This is a genomic window from Amycolatopsis camponoti (genome assembly GCF_902497555.1).
Taxonomy (GTDB): domain Bacteria; phylum Actinomycetota; class Actinomycetes; order Mycobacteriales; family Pseudonocardiaceae; genus Amycolatopsis; species Amycolatopsis camponoti.
This window is the reverse complement of sequence record NZ_CABVGP010000001.1, coordinates 2747824-2766694: the sequence shown is the minus strand read 5'-3', so window position 1 is coordinate 2766694 and position 18871 is coordinate 2747824. Positions and strand designations below refer to the sequence as shown.

At 71.7% G+C, this 18871-nt stretch carries 17 protein-coding genes; 4 read left to right on the top strand and 13 right to left on the bottom strand.

The genetic code is table 11. The annotated features are described in order from the left end of the window. The first annotated feature begins 8 nt into the window (after window positions 1-8). Window positions 9-959: a sigma-70 family RNA polymerase sigma factor gene (locus AA23TX_RS13140; protein ID WP_196425301.1), complete on the top strand. Its 951-nt coding sequence runs from the start codon at window positions 9-11 to the stop codon at window positions 957-959. Window positions 960-967: 8 nt separating this feature from the next. On the opposite strand, the gene AA23TX_RS13135 is transcribed toward AA23TX_RS13140, so the two are convergent. Together AA23TX_RS13135 and AA23TX_RS13130 are read right to left on the bottom strand one after the other, a co-directional pair. Further along, a complete protein-coding gene (locus AA23TX_RS13135) occupies window positions 968-2434 on the bottom strand; it encodes an amidase (RefSeq protein WP_155542803.1) in 1467 nt (488 codons plus the stop codon). 160 nt (window positions 2435-2594) lie between these two features. Continuing rightward, window positions 2595-3839 (bottom strand): PHB depolymerase family esterase, encoded by a 1245-nt coding sequence (locus tag AA23TX_RS13130; protein WP_155542802.1) that lies wholly within the window; start codon window positions 3837-3839, stop codon window positions 2595-2597. Window positions 3840-4062: 223 nt separating this feature from the next. On the opposite strand from AA23TX_RS13130, the gene AA23TX_RS13125 reads away from it, so the two are divergent. Beyond that, complete coding sequence (locus AA23TX_RS13125) at window positions 4063-4530, top strand: VOC family protein (protein ID WP_155542801.1); 468 nt, start codon at window positions 4063-4065, stop codon at window positions 4528-4530. 154 nt (window positions 4531-4684) lie between these two features. Here AA23TX_RS13125 and AA23TX_RS50095 read toward each other — a convergent pair whose 3' ends face one another. From AA23TX_RS50095 to AA23TX_RS13090, 7 genes are all read right to left on the bottom strand, one after another. Further along, complete coding sequence (locus tag AA23TX_RS50095; RefSeq protein ID WP_277875385.1) at window positions 4685-4930, bottom strand: helix-turn-helix domain-containing protein; 246 nt, start codon at window positions 4928-4930, stop codon at window positions 4685-4687. 137 nt (window positions 4931-5067) lie between these two features. Next, window positions 5068-6216, bottom strand: a complete 1149-nt coding sequence (locus AA23TX_RS50090; RefSeq protein WP_155542800.1) for a hypothetical protein — start codon at window positions 6214-6216, stop codon at window positions 5068-5070. Continuing rightward, window positions 6192-7193, bottom strand: a complete 1002-nt coding sequence (locus AA23TX_RS13110) for a hypothetical protein (RefSeq protein ID WP_155542799.1) — start codon at window positions 7191-7193, stop codon at window positions 6192-6194. The genes AA23TX_RS50090 and AA23TX_RS13110 overlap by 25 nt, the downstream gene beginning before the upstream one ends. A gap of 5 nt (window positions 7194-7198) precedes the next feature. Continuing rightward, complete coding sequence (locus AA23TX_RS13105) at window positions 7199-8506, bottom strand: hypothetical protein (protein ID WP_155542798.1); 1308 nt, start codon at window positions 8504-8506, stop codon at window positions 7199-7201. A 25-nt stretch (window positions 8507-8531) separates the two neighbouring features. Then, a complete protein-coding gene (locus AA23TX_RS13100; protein ID WP_155542797.1) occupies window positions 8532-9068 on the bottom strand; it encodes a hypothetical protein in 537 nt (178 codons plus the stop codon). 22 nt (window positions 9069-9090) lie between these two features. Further along, a complete protein-coding gene (locus AA23TX_RS13095; protein ID WP_155542796.1) occupies window positions 9091-10353 on the bottom strand; it encodes a hypothetical protein in 1263 nt (420 codons plus the stop codon). Further along, window positions 10346-12580, bottom strand: coding sequence for a hypothetical protein (locus AA23TX_RS13090; protein ID WP_155542795.1), 2235 nt, complete (start codon window positions 12578-12580; stop codon window positions 10346-10348). The genes AA23TX_RS13095 and AA23TX_RS13090 overlap by 8 nt, the downstream gene beginning before the upstream one ends. Window positions 12581-12850: 270 nt before the next feature. Here AA23TX_RS13090 and AA23TX_RS13085 point away from each other — a divergent pair, with 270 nt between their 5' ends. Next, a complete protein-coding gene (locus AA23TX_RS13085) occupies window positions 12851-13675 on the top strand; it encodes a class I SAM-dependent methyltransferase (RefSeq protein WP_155542794.1) in 825 nt (274 codons plus the stop codon). 241 nt (window positions 13676-13916) lie between these two features. Here AA23TX_RS13085 and AA23TX_RS13080 read toward each other — a convergent pair whose 3' ends face one another. The 3 genes from AA23TX_RS13080 to AA23TX_RS13070 all read right to left on the bottom strand — a co-directional run bounded on the left by AA23TX_RS13080 (window position 13917) and on the right by AA23TX_RS13070 (window position 16716). Beyond that, window positions 13917-14696 carry an inositol monophosphatase family protein gene (locus AA23TX_RS13080; protein WP_155542793.1) on the bottom strand — a complete coding sequence of 260 codons (780 nt, stop codon included), beginning with the start codon at window positions 14694-14696 and terminating at the stop codon, window positions 13917-13919. A gap of 46 nt (window positions 14697-14742) precedes the next feature. Continuing rightward, entirely contained in the window at window positions 14743-15363 is a 621-nt protein-coding gene (locus AA23TX_RS13075) for an NAD(P)-dependent oxidoreductase (protein ID WP_155542792.1), read from the bottom strand. A gap of 129 nt (window positions 15364-15492) precedes the next feature. Beyond that, entirely contained in the window at window positions 15493-16716 is a 1224-nt protein-coding gene (locus AA23TX_RS13070) for an acyl-CoA dehydrogenase family protein (RefSeq protein WP_155542791.1), read from the bottom strand. An 86-nt stretch (window positions 16717-16802) separates the two neighbouring features. Between AA23TX_RS13070 and AA23TX_RS13065 the strand changes: the two genes are divergently transcribed. Then, on the top strand, window positions 16803-17414 hold the full coding sequence (locus AA23TX_RS13065) for an acyl-CoA-like ligand-binding transcription factor (RefSeq protein WP_230862468.1): 612 nt from the start codon (window positions 16803-16805) through the stop codon (window positions 17412-17414). Window positions 17415-17471: 57 nt separating this feature from the next. Here the strand turns inward: AA23TX_RS13065 and AA23TX_RS13060 are convergent, their stop codons facing one another. Next, a complete protein-coding gene (locus AA23TX_RS13060; RefSeq protein ID WP_230862467.1) occupies window positions 17472-18857 on the bottom strand; it encodes an eCIS core domain-containing protein in 1386 nt (461 codons plus the stop codon). Window positions 18858-18871 lie beyond the last annotated feature (14 nt).

The window sequence follows — 18871 nt, the reverse complement described above, 5'->3', positions numbered from 1 at the left end:
TGACTCGCGTGAACAGCACCGCCACCGATCGCTTCGACGCCAACCGGTTCGAGGCCGGCCGCACCCGGCTGGCCTCGCTGGCCTACCGGCTTCTGGGCTCCGCCGCGGACGCCGAAGACGTCGTGCAGGACACGTTCGTGCACTGGCAGGCCGCCGACCGGGCGCGGATCGAGCTGCCGGAAGCGTGGCTGACGAAGGTCGTCACCAACCTGTGCCTCGACCGGCTTCGGTCGGCCCACGCCCGCCGGGAACGCACCGTCGGCGCCTGGCTGCCCGAACCGCTCCTGGACGGCGACCCGATGCTCGGCCCGGCCGACACGTTCGAGCAGCGCGAATCGGTCTCCCTGGCCGTGCTGACGCTCCTGGAGCGCCTCTCGGCCGTGGAGCGGGCGGTGTACGTCCTGCGCGAAGCGTTTTCCTACAGCCACGCCGAAATCGCCGAGATCCTCGACGTCACGGAGGCCGCCAGCCAGCAGCACCTCCACCGGGCTCGGCGCCGCGTCACCGCCGCGCGCCGCGGCGGCGAGGTCGATCCGGCGTCCGCCCGCGAGATCGTGGCGGAGTTCCTCGCCGCCGCTTCTTCGGGCCGCACCGAACGGCTGGTGGAGTTGCTCACCGACGACGCGGTCGCGATCTCCGACGGCGCCGGGCTGACCGGGACGCTGCTGCGGTACGACACCGCCGAGCGCATCGCCGCGGTGGCACGGGCCGGCTTCAAGCCCACCCCCGCGAAACGGCGATTCGCCGGCGGTGCGCCCGCCGTGCACCACGCGCTGGTCAACGGCGCCCCAGCCCTGCTTTTCGTGCTCGGCGGCCAGGTTGTCGGCGCCGTGACGTTCGACCTCACCGGGCGCAGGATCGCCACCGTGCGCGGCATCGCCGCGCCCGCCCGCCTCGTCCGGCTCACCGAATTCTGGCGGCGGCACGAACCGGACACCCCGCTCATCACCGAGTGGTGACCCGACGCTCACCCGCTGACGGCACGCCCCAGCCGTGACCGGTCCTGCTTCGGTGGCCGGAAGCCGCCCATCTTCTGTTCCAGCAGTTCGGCCAGTCGCAGCGGGGTGCGGTCCTCGAACATCGGGCCGATGAGCTGTACCCCCACCGGCAGGCCCTCGGCGGACCGGCCCGCGGGGACGGCCGTGGCGGGCAGGCCGGGCATCGTGGCCACGCCGGCCCAGACGAGCTGGTCGAAGTACGGGTACTCGGTGCCGTCGATGTCGATGTGCCTTTCCAGCGGGTTCGGGTGGTGGTCGTGGGGGAACGCGGGGGTCGGCGTGATCGGGCACACCACCGCGTCGAACTCGGTGAACAGCCGCCGCCAGGCGTCGCGGTGGACCTCGCGGCGGTGGTTCGCCGCCAGCCAGTCGCGGTGGCTGAACGCCAAGGCGCGCAGCCGCTCGGCGTCGAGGCTCCGGTCGTCCGCGCCGGGCGGCTCGTACGATTCCATCGGAAACCGCGCGACCGAGCCCGAAATCAGCAACTGCATGTACAGCGTCGCGGCTTCGGTCAGGTCGGGCAGCAGCGGACTGTGCCGCGCGACCGGGGCGCCGCCGTCGGCGAGTGTCGCCGCCACCCGGTTCACGCCCGCCCGCACGGCGGCTCCGGTCGGGATGAGCGGGTGCTCGTCGAGGACCAGGACCCGGAACTCGCCGAGCCGCTGGTGGCGGGACGGCGGCAGCGCCAGCCGGTGCGCCACGCCGTGCGTCAGCGGGTCCGGTCCGGCCATGACGTCGAGCAGGAGCGTGAGGTCGCACGCGGTGCGGGCCATCGGACCGACGACGGCGAGGTCGAGGTCGGCCGGCAACGCCGGCTCGGACGGCGGGACCATGCCGCGGGTGGCCGCCAGTCCGAGCGTCGGCTTGTGCGCGTAGACGCCGCAGAAGTGCGCGGGGGTGCGCAGCGAGCCGGCGATGTCGGAGCCGATGGACAGCGCGCCGAACCCGGAGGCCAGTGCCGCCGCCGACCCGCCCGAGGATCCGCCCGACGTGCGACCGCGGTCCCACGGGTTGGTGGTGGTGCCGTAGATCTCGTTGAAGCTCTGGATGTCCTGCAGCCCCAACGGGACATTGGTCTTGCCGAGCACCACCGCGCCCGCGTCCTTGAGCCGCGACACCTGCACCGCGTCCTCGGCCGGCACGTGGTCCCGGTGCGGCGGCATGCCCCAGGTCGTGGGCAGCCCGGCGATGTCGTAGGACTCCTTGACCGTCACCGGAACGCCGAGCAGCGGCCGCTCCTCACCCCGCGCACGCGCCTGGTCGGCCCGGCGCGCGGCGGCCCGCGCGCGGTCGAAGTCCGGCACGCAGATCGCGTTGATCACCTCGTCGTCGCGCTCGATCCGGGCGATCGCCTCGTCGGTCAGCTCCACCGACGTCACCGCGCCGGCACGCAGTGCGGCAACGAGTTCTTCGGCTGTGCGCAAGCTCCATTCCATGAATCGGAAGCTAACGACCCGCCCCGGAAGGCACGAAATTCCGGTTCGCGCAACGAAGAAGCCGCGCCGGGCGGTGGCCGTCTCCACCGCGTAAGCCATGAAATGCCGCATCGTGCAACGGGACGCAAGTCTCACTTCCCGAGCCGCGCGGGCTCCGGTCTCACCGGTGTTTCCGCGCCATCCACTGCCAGACGTGGGTGCCGCGGACGCTCGGGTCGTTGCGGGCCACGTAGATCCACGACCAGTGGCCCGGGAACTGATGACCGTTCCACACGACGTGGTCGTAGAGCGTCACCTCGGAGCGCGGGATGAGCTCGTGCGCGTGGACGGTGTTGGCCCGCGGGTCCACCGTGTCGTCGTCGAGGGAGGCGACCAGCCAGGTGGGCGTGCGGATCGCGGCCAGCTCGGCGTCGGGCACCAGCGGCGGGTCGCCCTCCTTCCGGCCGGCGACGACGCCGCAGATCGGCACCGACGCCGCGAACGTCGCCGGGTAGACGGTGGTCATCTTCACGCTCATGTAGCCGCCGTTGCTGCAGCCGGCGACGTACACGCGTCCGGGGTCGACGGGCCGCGTGCGGAGCACGTCCCGGATGATCTCGTGGATGAGCGGGGCGAAGCGGGGACCGTCGTCCATCCAGGCGGACGTGCTCTGCGGGGCGACGACGTAGGCGCCGTCGAAGATCCCTTGCGCCTCCCGGGTGGCGAACCCCAGCGCGCCCCGGTTGGCGCGCAACGTGGTCTCGTTGTCGTAGTAGCCGTCCGGCAGGGAAGCGCCTTCTCCGCCGCCGTGCAGCCAGACGATCAACGGCCGCCGGCCGTGTCCCGACGTCGGCGAGTACAGCCGGTACTTCATCCCGGACCGGGACGCGTGGTAGGTGAACGCGTCGACTTCGGGGTTGACCAAGCCGCGTTGCGCGAAGCGGCCGATGGAGACCGGCCGGCCACGCCGCGTGCGGACGGGAGCGTTCTGCGTGAGGGTGTAGACGAGGTCGAGCCGGACATTGCGGCCCTTGCTGTTGATGTAGCCGAGAGTGCCGCCGCCGGTCTGGCCTTCGCCGTGGCTCAGCTCCAGGACGATGTTCCCGCGGCGGTCGAGCCGCGCGGCCGTCACGGGCCGGTCGAGGGCGTAGCCGATGTCCTGGCCGCCGGTGTCGATCGGGCTGGTGGCCTCGACGTGCACGCCGAAGGTGCCGGTGGTCAGGCTCGCCGGGTCGATCGGCCCGAGCCGCGAGGTGTCGAGGGTGAGGGACGTGACCTGCTCACCGCCGTCGAGCGTTTCGGCGTCGAGCGTGAAACCCACGCTGGCGTCGGTGGAGGAGGCGGCGGCGACACCGGGCACCGCCAGGCCGGCGGTGACACCCGCGGCGGTGACCAGCGCGACGCGACGACTCAGCACCTTGTCCATGCGAACTCCTTTGTCCGAGGATCCATCCGGGCGTCGGGGTTGGAGAATCTCCGTCAAACCGTAGTTGCCCGGACAGGGTGTTCCCAGGTCCCGAAGTGGGAACCACGCGGTCCCCCGGCACCGGCCGCGAGTAGCGGACATTTCCTGACCGCTACCGCTGCCACCGTGGTCCTCGTCGCCGGAATCCTCCGGCGGCGGAACCGCTCGTGAAGGACCGGACACCATGTCGCTCAACGCTGTCACCCACCTGAACTTCCACGGCCAGGCCCGCGAAGCCCTGGAGTTCTACCAATCGGTCTTCGGCGGGCAGCTCACCGTCGCCACCTACGGCGACTTCGGGATGCCCGCCGGCCTGCCCGGCGCCGACCACGTCGTGTTCGGCCAGGTCGTCGCCGACAGCGGCTTCCGGGTGATGGCCTACGACGTGCCGGGCGAGCACGCGCCCGCCGACCCGGGCGCGCCCTCCACGCGTCGCGAGAACGGCACCACCATCACCCGCGAGCCGTTCTTCCTCTCCGTCCGCGGCGAGACCGTCGACGAGGTCACGCCCGTCTGGGAGGGACTTTCCCGGGGCGCGACCGTGATCGAGGCGTTCGGTCCGGCGCGGTGGGCGCCGGCCTTCGGGATGCTGGCCGACCGCTTCGGCGTCACCTGGATCGTCGACGTCGCGGCCGAGTACCTCCAAGCCTGACCTTCCCCGGGGTGCGGCCGGCCCCGGCCGCACCCCACCACCGCGCAGGAGAGCCCCGTGCCGACCCCCCGGAACCGACGTCGAACCGGTCGACGTGGCCTACGTCCCGCCGTCGCTCACGCGACCGGAGCCGCGGCGCCGCGTCGCGGGCCGGTCACCGGTGTGACCGGACGACCAGCGAAAGCCCGGTGCCGGCCACCGCGCATTCGACGTCCCGCGAGCCGAACGCGACGAACACCACCGCCGCACCCACCCTCGACGCGACGCCGAGCTTGCGGATGATCCGGCTGACGTGCGCGCGCACCGTGCGCTCGCTGATCGCCAGCCGGCCCGCGATCTCACGATCGGTCTTGTCCTCCGCGACGATCGCGAGCACTTCGAGCTCCCGATCGCTCAACACGTCGAACAGGCCACACACCACTCCGGTTTCCACGATTCCCGCCCCCTCGAACCGAACACCCGCCGTGCCTCCGCCCCGGCGAATGCCCCTACGGTCCCAGATCCCGTCGACAATCCGTCGACAGCCGGCCAGTGGGGTCAGCCGGGCGGCCAGCGCCGGGCGGCGAGGTCGGCCAGCGGGGTGTTGACCAGTTGACGGCGACGCTGCGGGGCAAGCCCTTCGTACGCCGGGAGCATGTCGGTCTCGATCCACTTCCACCGGTGCTCGAACACCGTGAGGTCGCCGTCGGGCACCACCTCGCGGAACGGTTTCCCGCCGGGTACCGGCGACAGCGCCTCGCGGGACATCCGATCGGGGATCAGGTCGAAGTCCTTCATGTCGCGGATCCGGCCGTAGAACGGCGCCACGACGGTCTTCTGCTCCCGAAGCAGCAGTTCGCGGTTGCCTCGCCGGACCCGGCCGGGATCCCCGGAGGCGATGTCCCGCCAGGCGTCGGCCGGCGCGCCGGCCGTGGCCACCAGCTCCGCCACGCCGGCCTGCGCGAAGGCCTGGTGCTGCCAAGCCAGGTCCTCGAAGATCGCCCGCTGCGTGTCGAGCAGCACCACCTGCAGCCCGTGCGCGTAGTTCACGATGAGACCGGCGCCGGGATCCTGGCCGATGCCCCACTTGGCGGTGTCGAACTGTTGCTGCGCCAGCATCAGCCCGTGGTACACGGCACCGCCGGCGAGCTTCGCCATCCCCGCCCACAACAGGTTCTCGTCGCGGTTGAACAATCCCGCGTAGTAGGCGTAGACCCGTTCGACGATCGGCCGCTGGCGCTCGAACCCGTCGTCCGGTTTCCACTCGGCCGGGACGATCCCGGCCGCGGCCAGTGCCAGCCGGCGCCATTCGGATACCGGCCGTGGCGGTGGCGCCGGGGTCACCGCGACGGGCGGGGCCTGCAACGCCGGGCGCACGATGGTCATGCGGATGGTCGCCCACTCCCGGCTCAGCGCCCGCTCGCCGGACCGGATCGCGCGCCCCCGCAGCTCCGGGTGGCGAGCGTGGAAGACGACGTCGGTCAGCCAGTTGTCGTCCCGTCTTCCCCCGGAGACGAGCAACCGGACGGCCAGGGTCGTATTGCCGGACTTGAGCGCCACGCGCACCAGGCTCGGCAGGCGCGCCACCGTGTCGGCCCAGTCCTCCAGCTCGCGCTCCACCGAGAACCCGGCTCCACGGTCCCCATCGGACAGTCCGGGGATGTCCGCCGCGAACGGGCTGGTCAGCGGGAAAGATCGGTCAGCCACAGCCAGCCCGTCCTTCCCGCGTGCCGCCCGCCGGTCACCGCGACCTTCGTCCAGAACCACGACCGGGACGGCACGAGCGAACTCGGGCGGAGGTCGATCCGCTGCAGTGGCGTGCCCTTCGGCAGGGCGGCGATCGTCACGCGCGTGACCAGGTTGTCCCACAGCTGCGCGGTTTTCGCCGTCACCGTGCGGCGCTCGGCGATCGGCACCGCCTCCGGCCGAGCGTCACCGGTGGTCTTGCTGTCGTTCCACAACCGGGCCGCGGCCAGGAAGGCCGGCGACGGCACGCCCGCGGAGACGACCTCGAACTTCAGCAGCTCCGGAGCCCGGCGTTCCGGCCAGCTCCAGCCCCACCGCACGGAGCCGTAGTAGGTGCCCTTCTGCGGCCCCGCGGTCGCGACCGCCGCCGTCTCGAACTGCTGGCTCCACGCCCCGGTGTGCGCCACGGCCGCCGACGTGCCGTCGTCGCCGGAGCTCAGGTTCGGCCCGTCGGTCATCGACGCATCCGTCGGCTTTTCCTTCGCGTCCTTGCGGCGACGGCCGGGAGTCGCCGGGGCGTACCACGGTACCGGGCTCCGCGGGAGCTGGTCGATGTGCGCGCCGTCGCCGGGAACCATCCGGCTTTCGGCGGTCTTCCGCTCCTGGTCGGTCGCGGTGTACTTGTTGTACGGCGCGCCGTTCTTGACCGACCGCGCCAGCTGGACGAACTCGATCCGGTCGGCGTCGACGAACGCGTTGGGCCGGAACGACATGCCGATGGCCGCCCCGTACCCGACGACCAGGTCGCCGACGTCCGGGAACACTTCCTGAAGGGCGTAGCGGCCCACGGTGAACGAGCCGGCCCACGTCCCCACGGTGGCGATCCGGCCCGGTGCCCGCCCGGCCGGGCCTTCCCGTTCCACCGACGGCGGCTCGGGCCCGGACGGGTGCGTCCACTCCCACTCCCACCGGGGTTCGGGGAGCGTCCAGCCGCGCACCGTCCTCACTCCTTCCGGCCGTTGACCGAGGGCATGAGGGTCGCGCCGTTCGGCGACGGCACCTTCGCGCCGGACGGCGGCGACGCGGGCACGGGCACCCGCAGCGGCTGGGTGCCGGTGACGACGGGACGCGGGTAGGCGGGCGATTCCTTGACCCGCTCGCCGGTGGCCGACTGCCAGTTGTTGATCACCGAACGGGCGTCGCTGACGAGGTTGTTCTTGCCGGTGAACAGGCTCGCCGCGGTCTCCTCGGTGTCGAACAGCCCGAGCTCGATGCCGCGCAGCAGCGTCGACATCGGTTCGGCGAGGTCGAACAGCTCCCGCGACCGCAGGGCCGGGGTGATCCCCACCTTCTGGCCGAGCGCGCCCAGCCGGTCGGCCGCGTTGCTCGCCTGCGCCTGCAGGTCGGTGATCACCGACGTGTCGGTGTCGATGGTCAGGTGGAACCAGTTCAGCATGGTCACGTAGGCGAACTCCTCGCGGGCGAGCGCGCCGCCGCGGCGGCGGTTGCCGAGCAGGTCCTTGATCGCGGTGGACAGCAGGGCGATGTAGCCCGGGTCGGTCGGGTTGGGACCGCTGTTGTTCGCCGTGTTCTCCAAGCCGATCCAGACCTGGCGCAGGAACTCGCTCCACTTCTGCCGGAAGTCGAGGTTCACCGGGCCGGTCAGCGCCGTCCAGTCGGCGAGCGGGCCCGACCCGGCCCACACCGGCGGCACCGGGTGCGCGAGGTCCAGGCCGAACATGCGCCAGTACGCGTTGCGCCGGTTGGTCCGGTCGAACGGGCGGACCTCGCTGAGCACGCTGGCCACCGAGAACGTCGGGATGTCCCGGAAGAACAGCTGCTCGGTCGCGCGCAGCCAGGCGATGCTGTCCGGAGACAGGACGCCCATCGTCTCGCCGACCAGCAGCCGCCGCACGACCTCGGCGAAGATTTCGACGATGCCCGTGCTCTCGAGGACGTACGCGTAGGCCAGGTGGTGCCAGAGCAGCGGTGGGCAGAACAGCTGGTTCGGCCGCCCGCTCCACTCGAACGGGCCGCCGGAGTTGACGCCGGACGGCGCCAGGAACGCGTCGAGCCCGTCGGTCGAAGTGAACGTGTCGTCGCCCGGCTGCGTCGGCAGGTCGAGCGCGTCGAGCACCTTGTCGTCGAAGAACGTGGTGAAGAAGACGAGGTCCGACTGCCCGGTCGGGTCCGGGATCTGCGGTGTCCGGCGGGCCGAACCCCACACCTCGTCCAGCAAGTACGCGATCTGCCAGGGATGCAGGCGGAACACCCGCTGCGTGCCGAGGATCTTGGCCAAGGGAAAGAACATGACGCTGTCTCCGTTGTCTAGGGGGTCATTCGCCCGGTACCGGGTCGAGGCACGGGCCGATCGCGACCGGCGTCCCGTTGCGCGCGGTGAAGGTGACGATCGAGTCGATCCGCTGGTCGTACCGGATGGCGTCCTTGCCGTCGTCGATGGTCACGGGGGTGCCGTCCACCAGCCCTTCGAGCAGCCGGACGACGTTGTTCGCCGCCCGGACCCGCGCCACCGTCGCCGGGCCGAGGCCGGTGAAGGTGAGCGTGCGGGTGTCCCGGTGAACGTCCACTTTGGTCAGCTGGAAGACGCTCGGTGCCCGCCTGCCCAGTGCCACGCCGAGGAAGTTGTAGGCGAAGCGGACCCGGTCCGGCTTCGAGGTGTCGTCGGCCGCCGCGGCCGTCACCTGGGCTCCGGCGGAGCCGTTCTTCTGCTGGGCCAGTTCGCCGATCGACTGCGTGAGCGAGACCAGCTGGGCCAGCATGGCGTCGCGGTCGCCGGTGGACTGCACCTCCGCGGCGGCCGGCTTCGCACGGCCGGCGACGGCGCGGGATTCGGAGGTCTTCGGATTCGTCATGACGTCTTCTCGTTCCGTCCGGTCAAGCTGCACGATGGGGGGCGAGCGGTGCGGCGTCCGCGCCGACGGCGGTGACCCAGGCCAGCAGGGCCGCCTGGTGGTCCGCCGCCGCCTCGGGAGCGAGCACCGCGCGGGTGGACAAGTGGGCGAGGATCCGCAGGGGCTCGCGCCGTCTCAGGTACGCCGAGGTGAGCAGCGACGGGCCGGCCTGCCGGGCCAGTGATTCCAGCGCCGGCGGCGACACCCGGCGCGGATCGAGCAGCGCCGAGAGCGGTTCGCCGCCGAACGCCGCCATCGGCAGGCGGGTGCACACGTCGGCCACGTCCGCCAGCACCGGGAGGCTCGCCCGCGCCAGCGCACCCGCGTCCCCGGGGGCCCGCTCGACCGGGTGCCGGTGCTGCCACGCCGCCGCGAGGTCGTCCCACGGTCCGGCGCCGAACCAGCGGCGGCAAAGCTCGACGTTGAACATCACCCGCAGGAACGGGAACGGGTGCGGGTCGCCGAACCTGATCCGGTACACCGCCGACGTGGGACCGTCGACGACGTTGGCCAGCGCGGCGACCGGTGCCCAGCCCGCCTGGACGAAGGCGTGGACGTCGCCGGCGATCTCCCCGGCCCAGTCCCGCCAGGCCTGCGCCAGCTCGGCGGACCGCGGCGCGAGCCGGGCCGCCAGCGCGTCGGCGAGCTCGGTGTTCCAGCCGGTCAGGTGGGCGACCTGGTGGCCGGTCTCGTGCAGCAGCGCGGTCGGGTAGGCCAGGTTGTGCCGGGTCAGCTTGATCGCCGCGGCCGGCGAGGGGTGGCTGTGGTCCCACAGCCGGATGCCGGCCCGCAGGATCGACGCGCCCAGCCCGTGGTCCAGGTACACCAGGGCGGGCGGTGGCTCGATGCCGACGCGGGTCAGGATCGCGGCCATGCTGTCGCCCGCGAGCGTGTCGTAGCCGCGCAGCACCGCCCGCAGTGCCGGGTTGGTCCGGCTGTTGACCGCGTGACCGTAGAAGTCGAGGATCGTCTCGACCTGGAGGTACCGCGTGCGCAGCTTCAGCACCGCCCGCCGCACCGCGCCGGGATCGCCGCCCTGGCCGAGCATGCGGCGCACCGCCGTGCCTTCGGCCACCAGCACGGCGACCACCTCGGACAGCCGGTCGCGGACCCGGCGCTGCAGGTAGTCCTCCAGTGCCTGCCACGCCTCGGGCGCGGCCACCGTGTCGAGGTCGGCGAGGGCCTCGACCGCGAGCTGCCAGTGGGCCAGCTCCGCCTCGGTCTGCCGGTCCACCGCCTCAGTCACGGTGGCGCCCCGGCCTGATCGCGACGGCCGGGTCGCTCGCGGGAGTGCCCGCGGCGAGCGCCGCGCGGTCGGCGAACCCGAACGTGAACGTCAGGGTGGCTCCCGGGGCCGGATCCTGGGCCGCCTTGGCGAGGGTGGCCGCGGCGGCGGGAAGCTGGTCCGACACCGTGCGCAGGACGCCGTCGACGAGCCGCTGCGCGAGCTTGGCCGCCGCGCCGGCCTCCACCGTGATGCCGTGCTTGGTCATCAGCCGGGTCAGCCTGCGTTCGATCGCCCGCAGCGCGGCCGTGTCGAGCAGCTTCCGGACGATCGAGACGACCTGGACGAAATGCCGCCGCTGGAGGTGCGCGGCGAGCTCGTGGGTGTCCCGCTCGCCGAGCACGAGGTTCAGGCGGAGCACCGGCTGCGGCGCGGTGAAGTCGACCAGCACACCGAGGAAGTGCTTGCGGCGCAGGGAATGCCCGTTGCGGCGGAAGCGGAAGTAGCGGCTGCCCGGGCGCCGGTGCCTGCCCGGCGTGCCGTGGTGCCCGGCGTGGGCCAGGCGCGGGTTGCCGGCCAGCACGGTCGCCGCGGACTCGGTGAGCTCCTCGAACTCCTCGGCCGCGGCGACCGGCCCGTCGGCGGATTCGAACGCGGACACGTGCCCGAGCCCGCCACCGGGAAGGAGCTCGTACAGCTCGACCTCGCCGTCGACCGGCCAGGCCTCGGTTCCGTCGTCGACCAGCCGTCGTTCCAGCGAATCGCCACCGGACAGGATCACCGCGCGGGCCATCGGCCGGGTGATCCGCACCGGGATGACCCGGCTGTACTTCTTGTAGCGGAAGCACGGCCGGGTGGCGCGCGGCATCATCAGCCACACCCCGTGCTCGCCGTCGGCACCCGGCTCGACCAGTTCGGGGCGGAGCACGGTCGCGGGCAGGTGACGGGCGGCCGCCTCGGCGAACGCGTCCTGGATCTCGGTTTCCAGCAGCAGCTCGTTCTCCAGCGACTCCGGCGGCAGCGTCAGCACCTCCCGCACGGTGTCCTCGGCCGCCGCGGCGAGCGCCTCGCCGCCCAGTGCCGGGTCGCCGCCGCCGGCCTCCAGGCCGAGCAGGCCCAGCCCGGCGCTCGCGATGTGCCGCGACAGCAGGTTCGCCGCGTCCTGCCCGACCATGCTCGCGATCAGCTGCGAGAGCGGCTTGGCGATCCCGTCGACGATCCGGTCGCGGCCGATCAGCCGGACACCCATGCGGATCAACGGCATCGCCGCCATCACCACGGGGATGAACTGCTCGAGCTGCGCGACGGGCGGGACACCGGGGTCGGCCTCGGTCAGCTCGCGGGCCAGCCGGACGCGGGCCGAGTCCAGCTGGTGCGCGGCCGAGGGCGCGTACGCGTCCTCCTCCGCCGGCTGCAGCTCGGCCAGCATCCGCGCGGCCGTGGCGTCGTCGGGGGCGGTCACCAGCTCGGCGAGGCTGCGGTCGAACGTCTCCGCGAGCTCCTCTTCGTGGCTGCCGGTCTCGCCGCGGAGCTTGGCGGCGAGCTGGGTGGCCAACGGGCGCAACGATTCGGGCAGCTTGCCGATCGCGGTGTCGAGCACCTTGCCCAGCAACGGCTTGACGAGCAGGCGCAGCTGTCCGAACAACGGGCCGAGCGCGAGGTTCCCGACGACGGAAAGGCCCTTCTTCGCGAGCTTGACCGCGCCCTTCGCGAGCTTCTTCGCCTTGTCCAGCAACCTTCCGAAGAACAGCTGCTGCACGTCCGCCGGATCGGTGAAGCCGTCGATCCCGGTGGCCGCCTCGATCTCGCCCTCCTGCAGCGAGTCCGCCGGGCGGTCGCCGAAGTACGCCTCCAGCGCGCCCAGCATCCGGTCGGCCTCGCCGGCCAGGTGCTCCAGCCATTGCGTGGTGTCGGCGGTGGCGAGCGTCGGCGCTTCCGAGTCGTTCGACCAGGTGCCGACCGACTTGAGGTGCCGGGCGGCGGCTTCGTCCGCCAGCGCCTCCAGCGCCTCGGTGAAACCGGGGTCTTCGAGCTCGGCGAGCAGGGCGTCGGTCGCCTCGGCGGCGCGGTCACTGTCACCCGCGGCGACCGCGGCCTCCGCGAACGGGGAGTGCAGCGCCTGGCCGGGCCGCGGCGCCGCGGCCGCGGGCTCGGCCATGGCCGCCAGGCTCACCGGCGCGAACGGCGAGGTCGCGCCCCTCTCGGTGGTCACATCTTCGCCGTACGGATCGAGCACGGGAATGCTCATCGGAACCTCCACAGCCGACCGCTCCGGCCCGGGGCCGGCGCGACGAGTTCGACATCGCGGAGAGCCGGCGAGCCGCCACGGTTCTCCGCACGCGTCCTATCTGGACGGACGATGTGACATCAGCGTGACAGCCCGCTCCGGTGGTCACCAGTGGCTTTTCCGCCACATGTGAGCAGGAACAGGGCCGAACGGCCCTGGTACTCCTGCTGCGCCGACCGGAAAGAATCGAAGGCGACACCGCACAGGCGGAGCTTCGGGAAAGGTCTCACGATGACCGACAGAATCGCGGTTCTTTCCACCGTCAAACGCACAGTGAAACAATTCGCCAAAAGCGCCGAAGACGTCGTTCAGCGCCTGCTGGCCGCGGCCGGGGCCCGCCAGTCCGAGTCGAGGCTCGCCGCCGACTCGCAGGCCTACTGGGCCGGCGCGGGCGGCGACCGGTGGCGCGCGAACTCGCACTGGCGTGCCGCACACGTCTTCGACCACGACGACCTCTGGCAGCGGATCGGCCTCGACCACCTCGCCATGGCGGACCGCGGCGCGCGGATGATCGGCTTCGACCGGCCCTGGTCGCGCATCGTCGACTGGGGCTGCGGCGGCGGGGCCAACGCCGTCGCCTTCGCCCCGCGTGCGGCGGAGTACGTCGGCGTCGACGTCTCCGCGGAAACGCTGGAGACGTGCGAGAAGGAAGTCGCCGCCGTCTGCGACACCCCGTTCACCGGGCTTCGCATCGACGTCGAGGACCCCGAGGCCGTTCTCCGCCGGATCAGCCCACCCTACGACCTGTTCCTGTGCTTCTACGTGTTCGAGCTGATTCCGTCCCCCGAATACGGCGCCCGCCTGCTGCGCATCGCCGAACAGCTGCTCGGCTCGGGCGGCGCCGCCCTGATCCAGATCAAGTACACGACCGGGACGTGGCGCACGCGTCCGCGCCGCCGCGCCTACCGCACCGGCCTGGCCGAGATGACCACCTACACGGTGCCCGAATTCTGGGAGCTGGCCACCGCGTGCGGCCTCACGCCCCACTCCGTGCAGCTGGTTCCGCGCAACGAGCTCGACGAGCGCTACGCGTACTTCCTGCTCACCAAGCCATGACGTGGCCGTGCGTCCGTTCCGCCACGGCGGTTCCGGTAACTTCAGGCCCTGGCCGGGGAATCCGCTGTCGCTTGGCACGCGAGCGCGCGAAAGCACCCGCGCCGCACGGGGCGGACCTCCAGCCGAATCGCTGCCTCGCGCGGCCGAAGATCGACCGGCGACGCCGGTGAGAGATTCGCCGGGACGGCGACCGGTTACCCGGTGCCGCCGGCCACGGCGATCTCCTTCCGCGGCAACCGGTTCAGGCGGTAAGAACGTCGAGCGCCGCGGCGTGCACTCCCGGGGCGGCGGCCAGGTAGCTCTCCGAGGTGACCGTCCACGGTTTCCCGTCGAGGTCGGTGACCACCCCTCCGGCCTCGAGCACCAGCAGCACACCGCCGGCGTGGGCGCGGACGTTGTCGAACTGCCAGTGCAGATCCATCCGCCCCGCCGCGACCTGGGCGAGCTGGTGGCTCACCGGTACCGAGATCCGGACGTAGAGCGCGGCCTTGGACATCGCGGCGAACGAGGCGCCCGTGCGGTCGGCCAGTGCGACGGTCGTGCCGGGCTGTGCCTGGCCGGTTCCGGTCAGCGCGCCGTCGAGTGACTGCTTGTCGGAGACCCGCACGGGCACGCCGTTCAGGAAGGTGCCGCCGCCCTCGGTGGCGGTGAACATCTCGTCCAGCAGCGGGAAGTACAGCACCGCGAGCACCGGACGGCCGTCGCGGACCAGGCTGACCCCGATGTTCCAGTCGGTCATCCCGTGCACGGCGTTGAGGTTGCCGCCGACCGGATCGATCAGCCACCACGCACCCTCGGGCAGCGGGCCGGAGCCGTGCTCGTCGTTGAGCCAGCGCGCCTCGGGGACGATCTCGGCCAGCGCGGGTTCCAGCACGTCGACGACGGTCAGGTCATTGGCGTGGAGCTCGGCGAGCAGCTCGGGCAGCCCCGGCTGGCGGGCGGCGGTGGAGTACCGCTTCAGCAGCCGGGCGCCCGCCTGGCGGACGGCGGCGGTCGTGGCACGCAACAGTTCCTGAGACACGCTTATCTCCTGAGTCGGCGATCGAAAAGGGTGGTGAACCGGACCGTCATTTCGCGAGCGGGAGCGCGATTCGTCCGCCGTATTCCGGCCGCTCCGCCTCGTCGAGCATCGCGGCCGCGACGGTGGCACGGCTGATCCGGGCGGGAAAGAGCCGGCGAGGAGCGTCGTCGAGCGATACCGTGCGCCGAGCCGGGCTGAGTTCCCCGTCGGACAACGGGCCGGCGTGGAAAACCGTACCGCCGCTGCGGCGCACGATCGCGTCCGCCGTGGTGCGGTCGTCCAGCTCGTTCCGCATGAAGGTGCGCAGCAGCGTCCGGGTGAGAACGCCGGCGAACGGCGCCGACTCACCGGTGCCGAAGGCGGCGAGCCACACGATGAAATCCGGTTCGGCGCCGGCTGCCGCCCGAGCTCCCGCGGTCAGCACTCCGGGGGCGTCCTTACCGGCGATGCCGAGCCCGGACAGAATCACCTTGGCGCCCTTCAGCGCACGGCCGATCGACTCGGGATCGCGGACGTCGCCCGCGACGCGAACCAGGCGATCGGATGCCGGCACCGTGATCCGGTCCGGGTTGCGGGCGACCGCGGTGACGGTGTGACCCCGTTCCAGAGCCTGACGAGTCAGTTCGACGCCGGTGGCACCGGTGGCGCCGAGAACGGTGAATTCCATGAAGTCTCCGGATTCGGAAAAAAGAGCGACTGACGTTTTTCACCCTAGGGCGATACGACGGTCACTTCAAATGAGTGCGCTGCACTCGTGGGATTACCCGAACGCAACTGTCGCCGCGATCGCCCTTCCTCACTGTGCCGGGGGAAGCGAGACCAGCAGCCGTCCGTACTGTTCGCGGGCGAGTTCGGTGACGAAGGCGGGGTGCCGGGTCGCGGTACCCAGATCGCGCCAGATCCGCTGCGCCGGATCCGATTCGGCGAACCGGCCGGCACCGCCGACGTCCAGCAGCTTGTCCACCGCCTGACGGATCTGCCGCGCGGCGAACCCGCAGTCCATCCGGGAGCGGGCGATGGCGACGGACGGCAGGTGCGCGCCCGTGCGGGTGGCTCGGTCGACGGCGTGGGCGGTGCGCGCGGCCTGCAGGATCGCACTGTCGATGAGCATGGCGGCGTCGGCGATGTTCGCCAGTACGGCGGGAGAGTCGATCGCCCGCGCGGGCGATCTCGCCGCGGAGACCAGCGGCCGGCCGGCGCGGAGTTTCTCCACGACGTGATCGTGGAGCGCCATGCCCATCCCCAGCACCGGCGCGGCCAGCGCACCCATCAGGCCCTGCGGTTTCGGCACGCTCAGGGGCGTCGAGGCCCCCTGGGACGCGGCCGCCCTGGACGGGAAGACGACCTGCTCCCCCGGCACGAACACGTCGTCCGCGATGATCGTGTCACTGCCCGTGCCGCGCATCCCGGCCATGTTCCAGGTGTCTTCGATCGACAGTTCGCTCGTCCGCACCAGGGCGAACCCGCCTTCCGGAGGGGACGCCGCGGCGTCGTTCACCACGCTGAGAATCGCCCAGGACGCGTGGTGGATGCCCGAAGCCCAGCCCCAGCGGCCGCTGAGCAGGTAACCACCGTCGACCGCCCGTGCCGGCGCGGCGCCGGCGGAGGAACCGCACACGGTCGCGTCCGGATCCTCGTCCCAGACCCGATGCCGCACCTGCTCCGGGAAGAGCCAGAGGGCGACACTCGCGGTGTAGTACACCGTCAGCACCCAAGACGCCGAGGGGCAGCCGCGTGCCACTTCCGCGGCCACAGCCGTCGCGGTGCACGCGCCGGTCTCGTGGCCGCCGTACTCCCGCGGGGTGGCGAGGCGGAACAAGCCCTCTTTGCGCAGCGCCGCGATGGTGTCGTCGGGCAGCCTTCCCGTGGCGTCCGCTGTCTCCGCGTCGGCGCTCAAGACCGGCACCAGCGACGCCGCGGCCGACACCAGCGCCCGTTCTTCCGCGGGCAGGTCGGCGGTGAGCGCCTCCAGCCGATCGTTCACGGGGGGCGTGGCGTTCGTGGCCTGGCTCGGGTCCATCGACGTACATCTCCGCTCAGAATGTGATACCGAGTAGCGTTTGTGAAACCACGGTACCAGATTTGGGGTGTAGTACCATCGGCCCGGTGACCAGGCTGCCGGAGGGGGACGAGCGTCGTCCCGGTGCACGCGAACTCGCCCGGCGCGCCATGCGGGCGCAGGTGTCCGAGATGGCGCTCGACCTGTTCCTGGACCGCGGCTACGAGCAGACCACCATCGACGACATCTGCGCGGTCGCCGGGATCTCGCGGAGCACGTTCTTCCGCTACTTCCCTTCGAAAGAAGACGTCTTCGCGAGCGAGACCTCGAATGCTGTCGACGAGATAGCGCGGGCGTTGCGACAGCGACCCGATGACGAATCCCCGTGGTCCGCGCTCCGCCACGCGATGGGCCCGCTCGTCGAGCACTACGCGAGCCAGACCGAGCGCGCCCACCGACTGGCCGCGCTCGCCGTGGCGACCCCCGCCCTCGCGGCGCTCAACCAGGAAAAGCACGCGAAGTTCCGCGCCCTGATCGCACCCGAGCTCGCGCGCCGGCTCGGTTCGGACCCGGACGACCCGGCCGATCCGCGACCCCGTGCCCTCATCGCCGGCGCCCTGGGATGTCTCGAGGCCGCCGTCGCGGCTTGGATCGCCGGCGATGGCAAGCAACAGCTGGGCCGGCTGCTCGACCGCGCGATGGACTCGATCAGCTCCTGACGCCTGAGCCGTAGCGAGATCGCCGGAACTCAGCTCGGCCCGCCTGGGCGACGGCGATCACGGGGTGGCCTTGGGTGCCGCGGCCTTGCGGGCGCGCACGAACGCCTCGTAGTCGGCGTACGGCTTGTGGTGGAAGAGGTGCACCTCGGCGAAGCCGATCGCCTGCCGGTGGTCGATGTTCCGGAAGTCGAGAGCCGGCACGCCGAGCGCCTTCTTCGCCCATTCGAAGCCGGTCTTGGACGGGTTCCAGAACTGGCCGAACTTGTCCGGGTCCAACGTCTCGTTGAGTTCACTGACGACGGAACCGGTGAACCGCGAAGGGTTCTTCGTGATGAAGTTCTCGACCGTTCGCTGCTCGTTCTGCACCATCCGGATGTCGAAGTCGAACCCGCCGATCGCTCCTGGCGCACCGGTCACCGGGTCGCGGGGTTGCTTCCATTCGAAGATCAGGTTGTGGATGACCTTCATGTTGAGGGCGAACAGCTGCTCGTTGACGTCGCGGAGGATCTGGCGAGTCTCCTTGCCCAGCATCCCCGCGCCCAGCGCCGTGTCCACCGAGCCGACTCCGGGCGTTCCGGTGACCACCGTGGCCGCGTGGAAGAAACGGATGTCACGCAAGGGATCCGGCGTGTTCCGGTCGAATTCGAGGACGTAGCTGATCAGGTCGTAGTAGTCGTGGCGCTGGCGCACCGTCGTGTATTCGGCCGGCAGGACGTTCTGCGTGTTGTAGAAGACCGCACGCATGAACGTGTTGGACGGGGACAGGGACCGGATACCGCCGTTGAGGCTGAGGATCTCCCATTCCTGCCGGTCCAGGGCCAGCCAGTCGGACGGGCCGACGTTCGCCCGGTTGCCCCCGGCCAGCGACGAGTCGATCTCCTTGCGGTGCACCTGCTCCGCCCCGGCCCGCTGCTGCAGCACGTGGGTGAGCTCGTGCGCGATCAGCGACCGGCCGGCCGGCGTGTCCGGCTGGTACTGGCCGGCGCCGAACACGACGTCGTCTCCGACCGTGTACGCGGCGGCCGAAAGCGAACGCGCCGCGCGCTCCGCGCCGGGCCCGGTGTGCACCCGCACCGAACCGAAGTCGGGGCCGCCGGTGGTCGTCGGTGCGGGCCCGGCGGCCACCCTGGCCGCGATCGCGTCGGCCTCCCGCTCCCCGGCGTCCCCGGCCTTGCTCACCGCGGACTTGCCCTGCGCCGATGCCGGCGCCGGAGAGACGGCGGCACCCGCGAACGCCTGCTCCATCGACGAACGCACCCCGTCCGGCAGCGGCATCCCGGAGCCGTGGGCCACCGTGTCCCTGGCGAACGCGGCACCCCACCAGTGGTTGCCCAACGCGCGGTGAACGGCCGCCACCGGGCTGACCGGCGCGGCCGCCGGCGCGGTCCGGGCCGGTCGAGCCGGCCGGTTCGGTTCCCTGCTCGTCACACGTTTACTGGCCATGTCCCCTCCGGAGC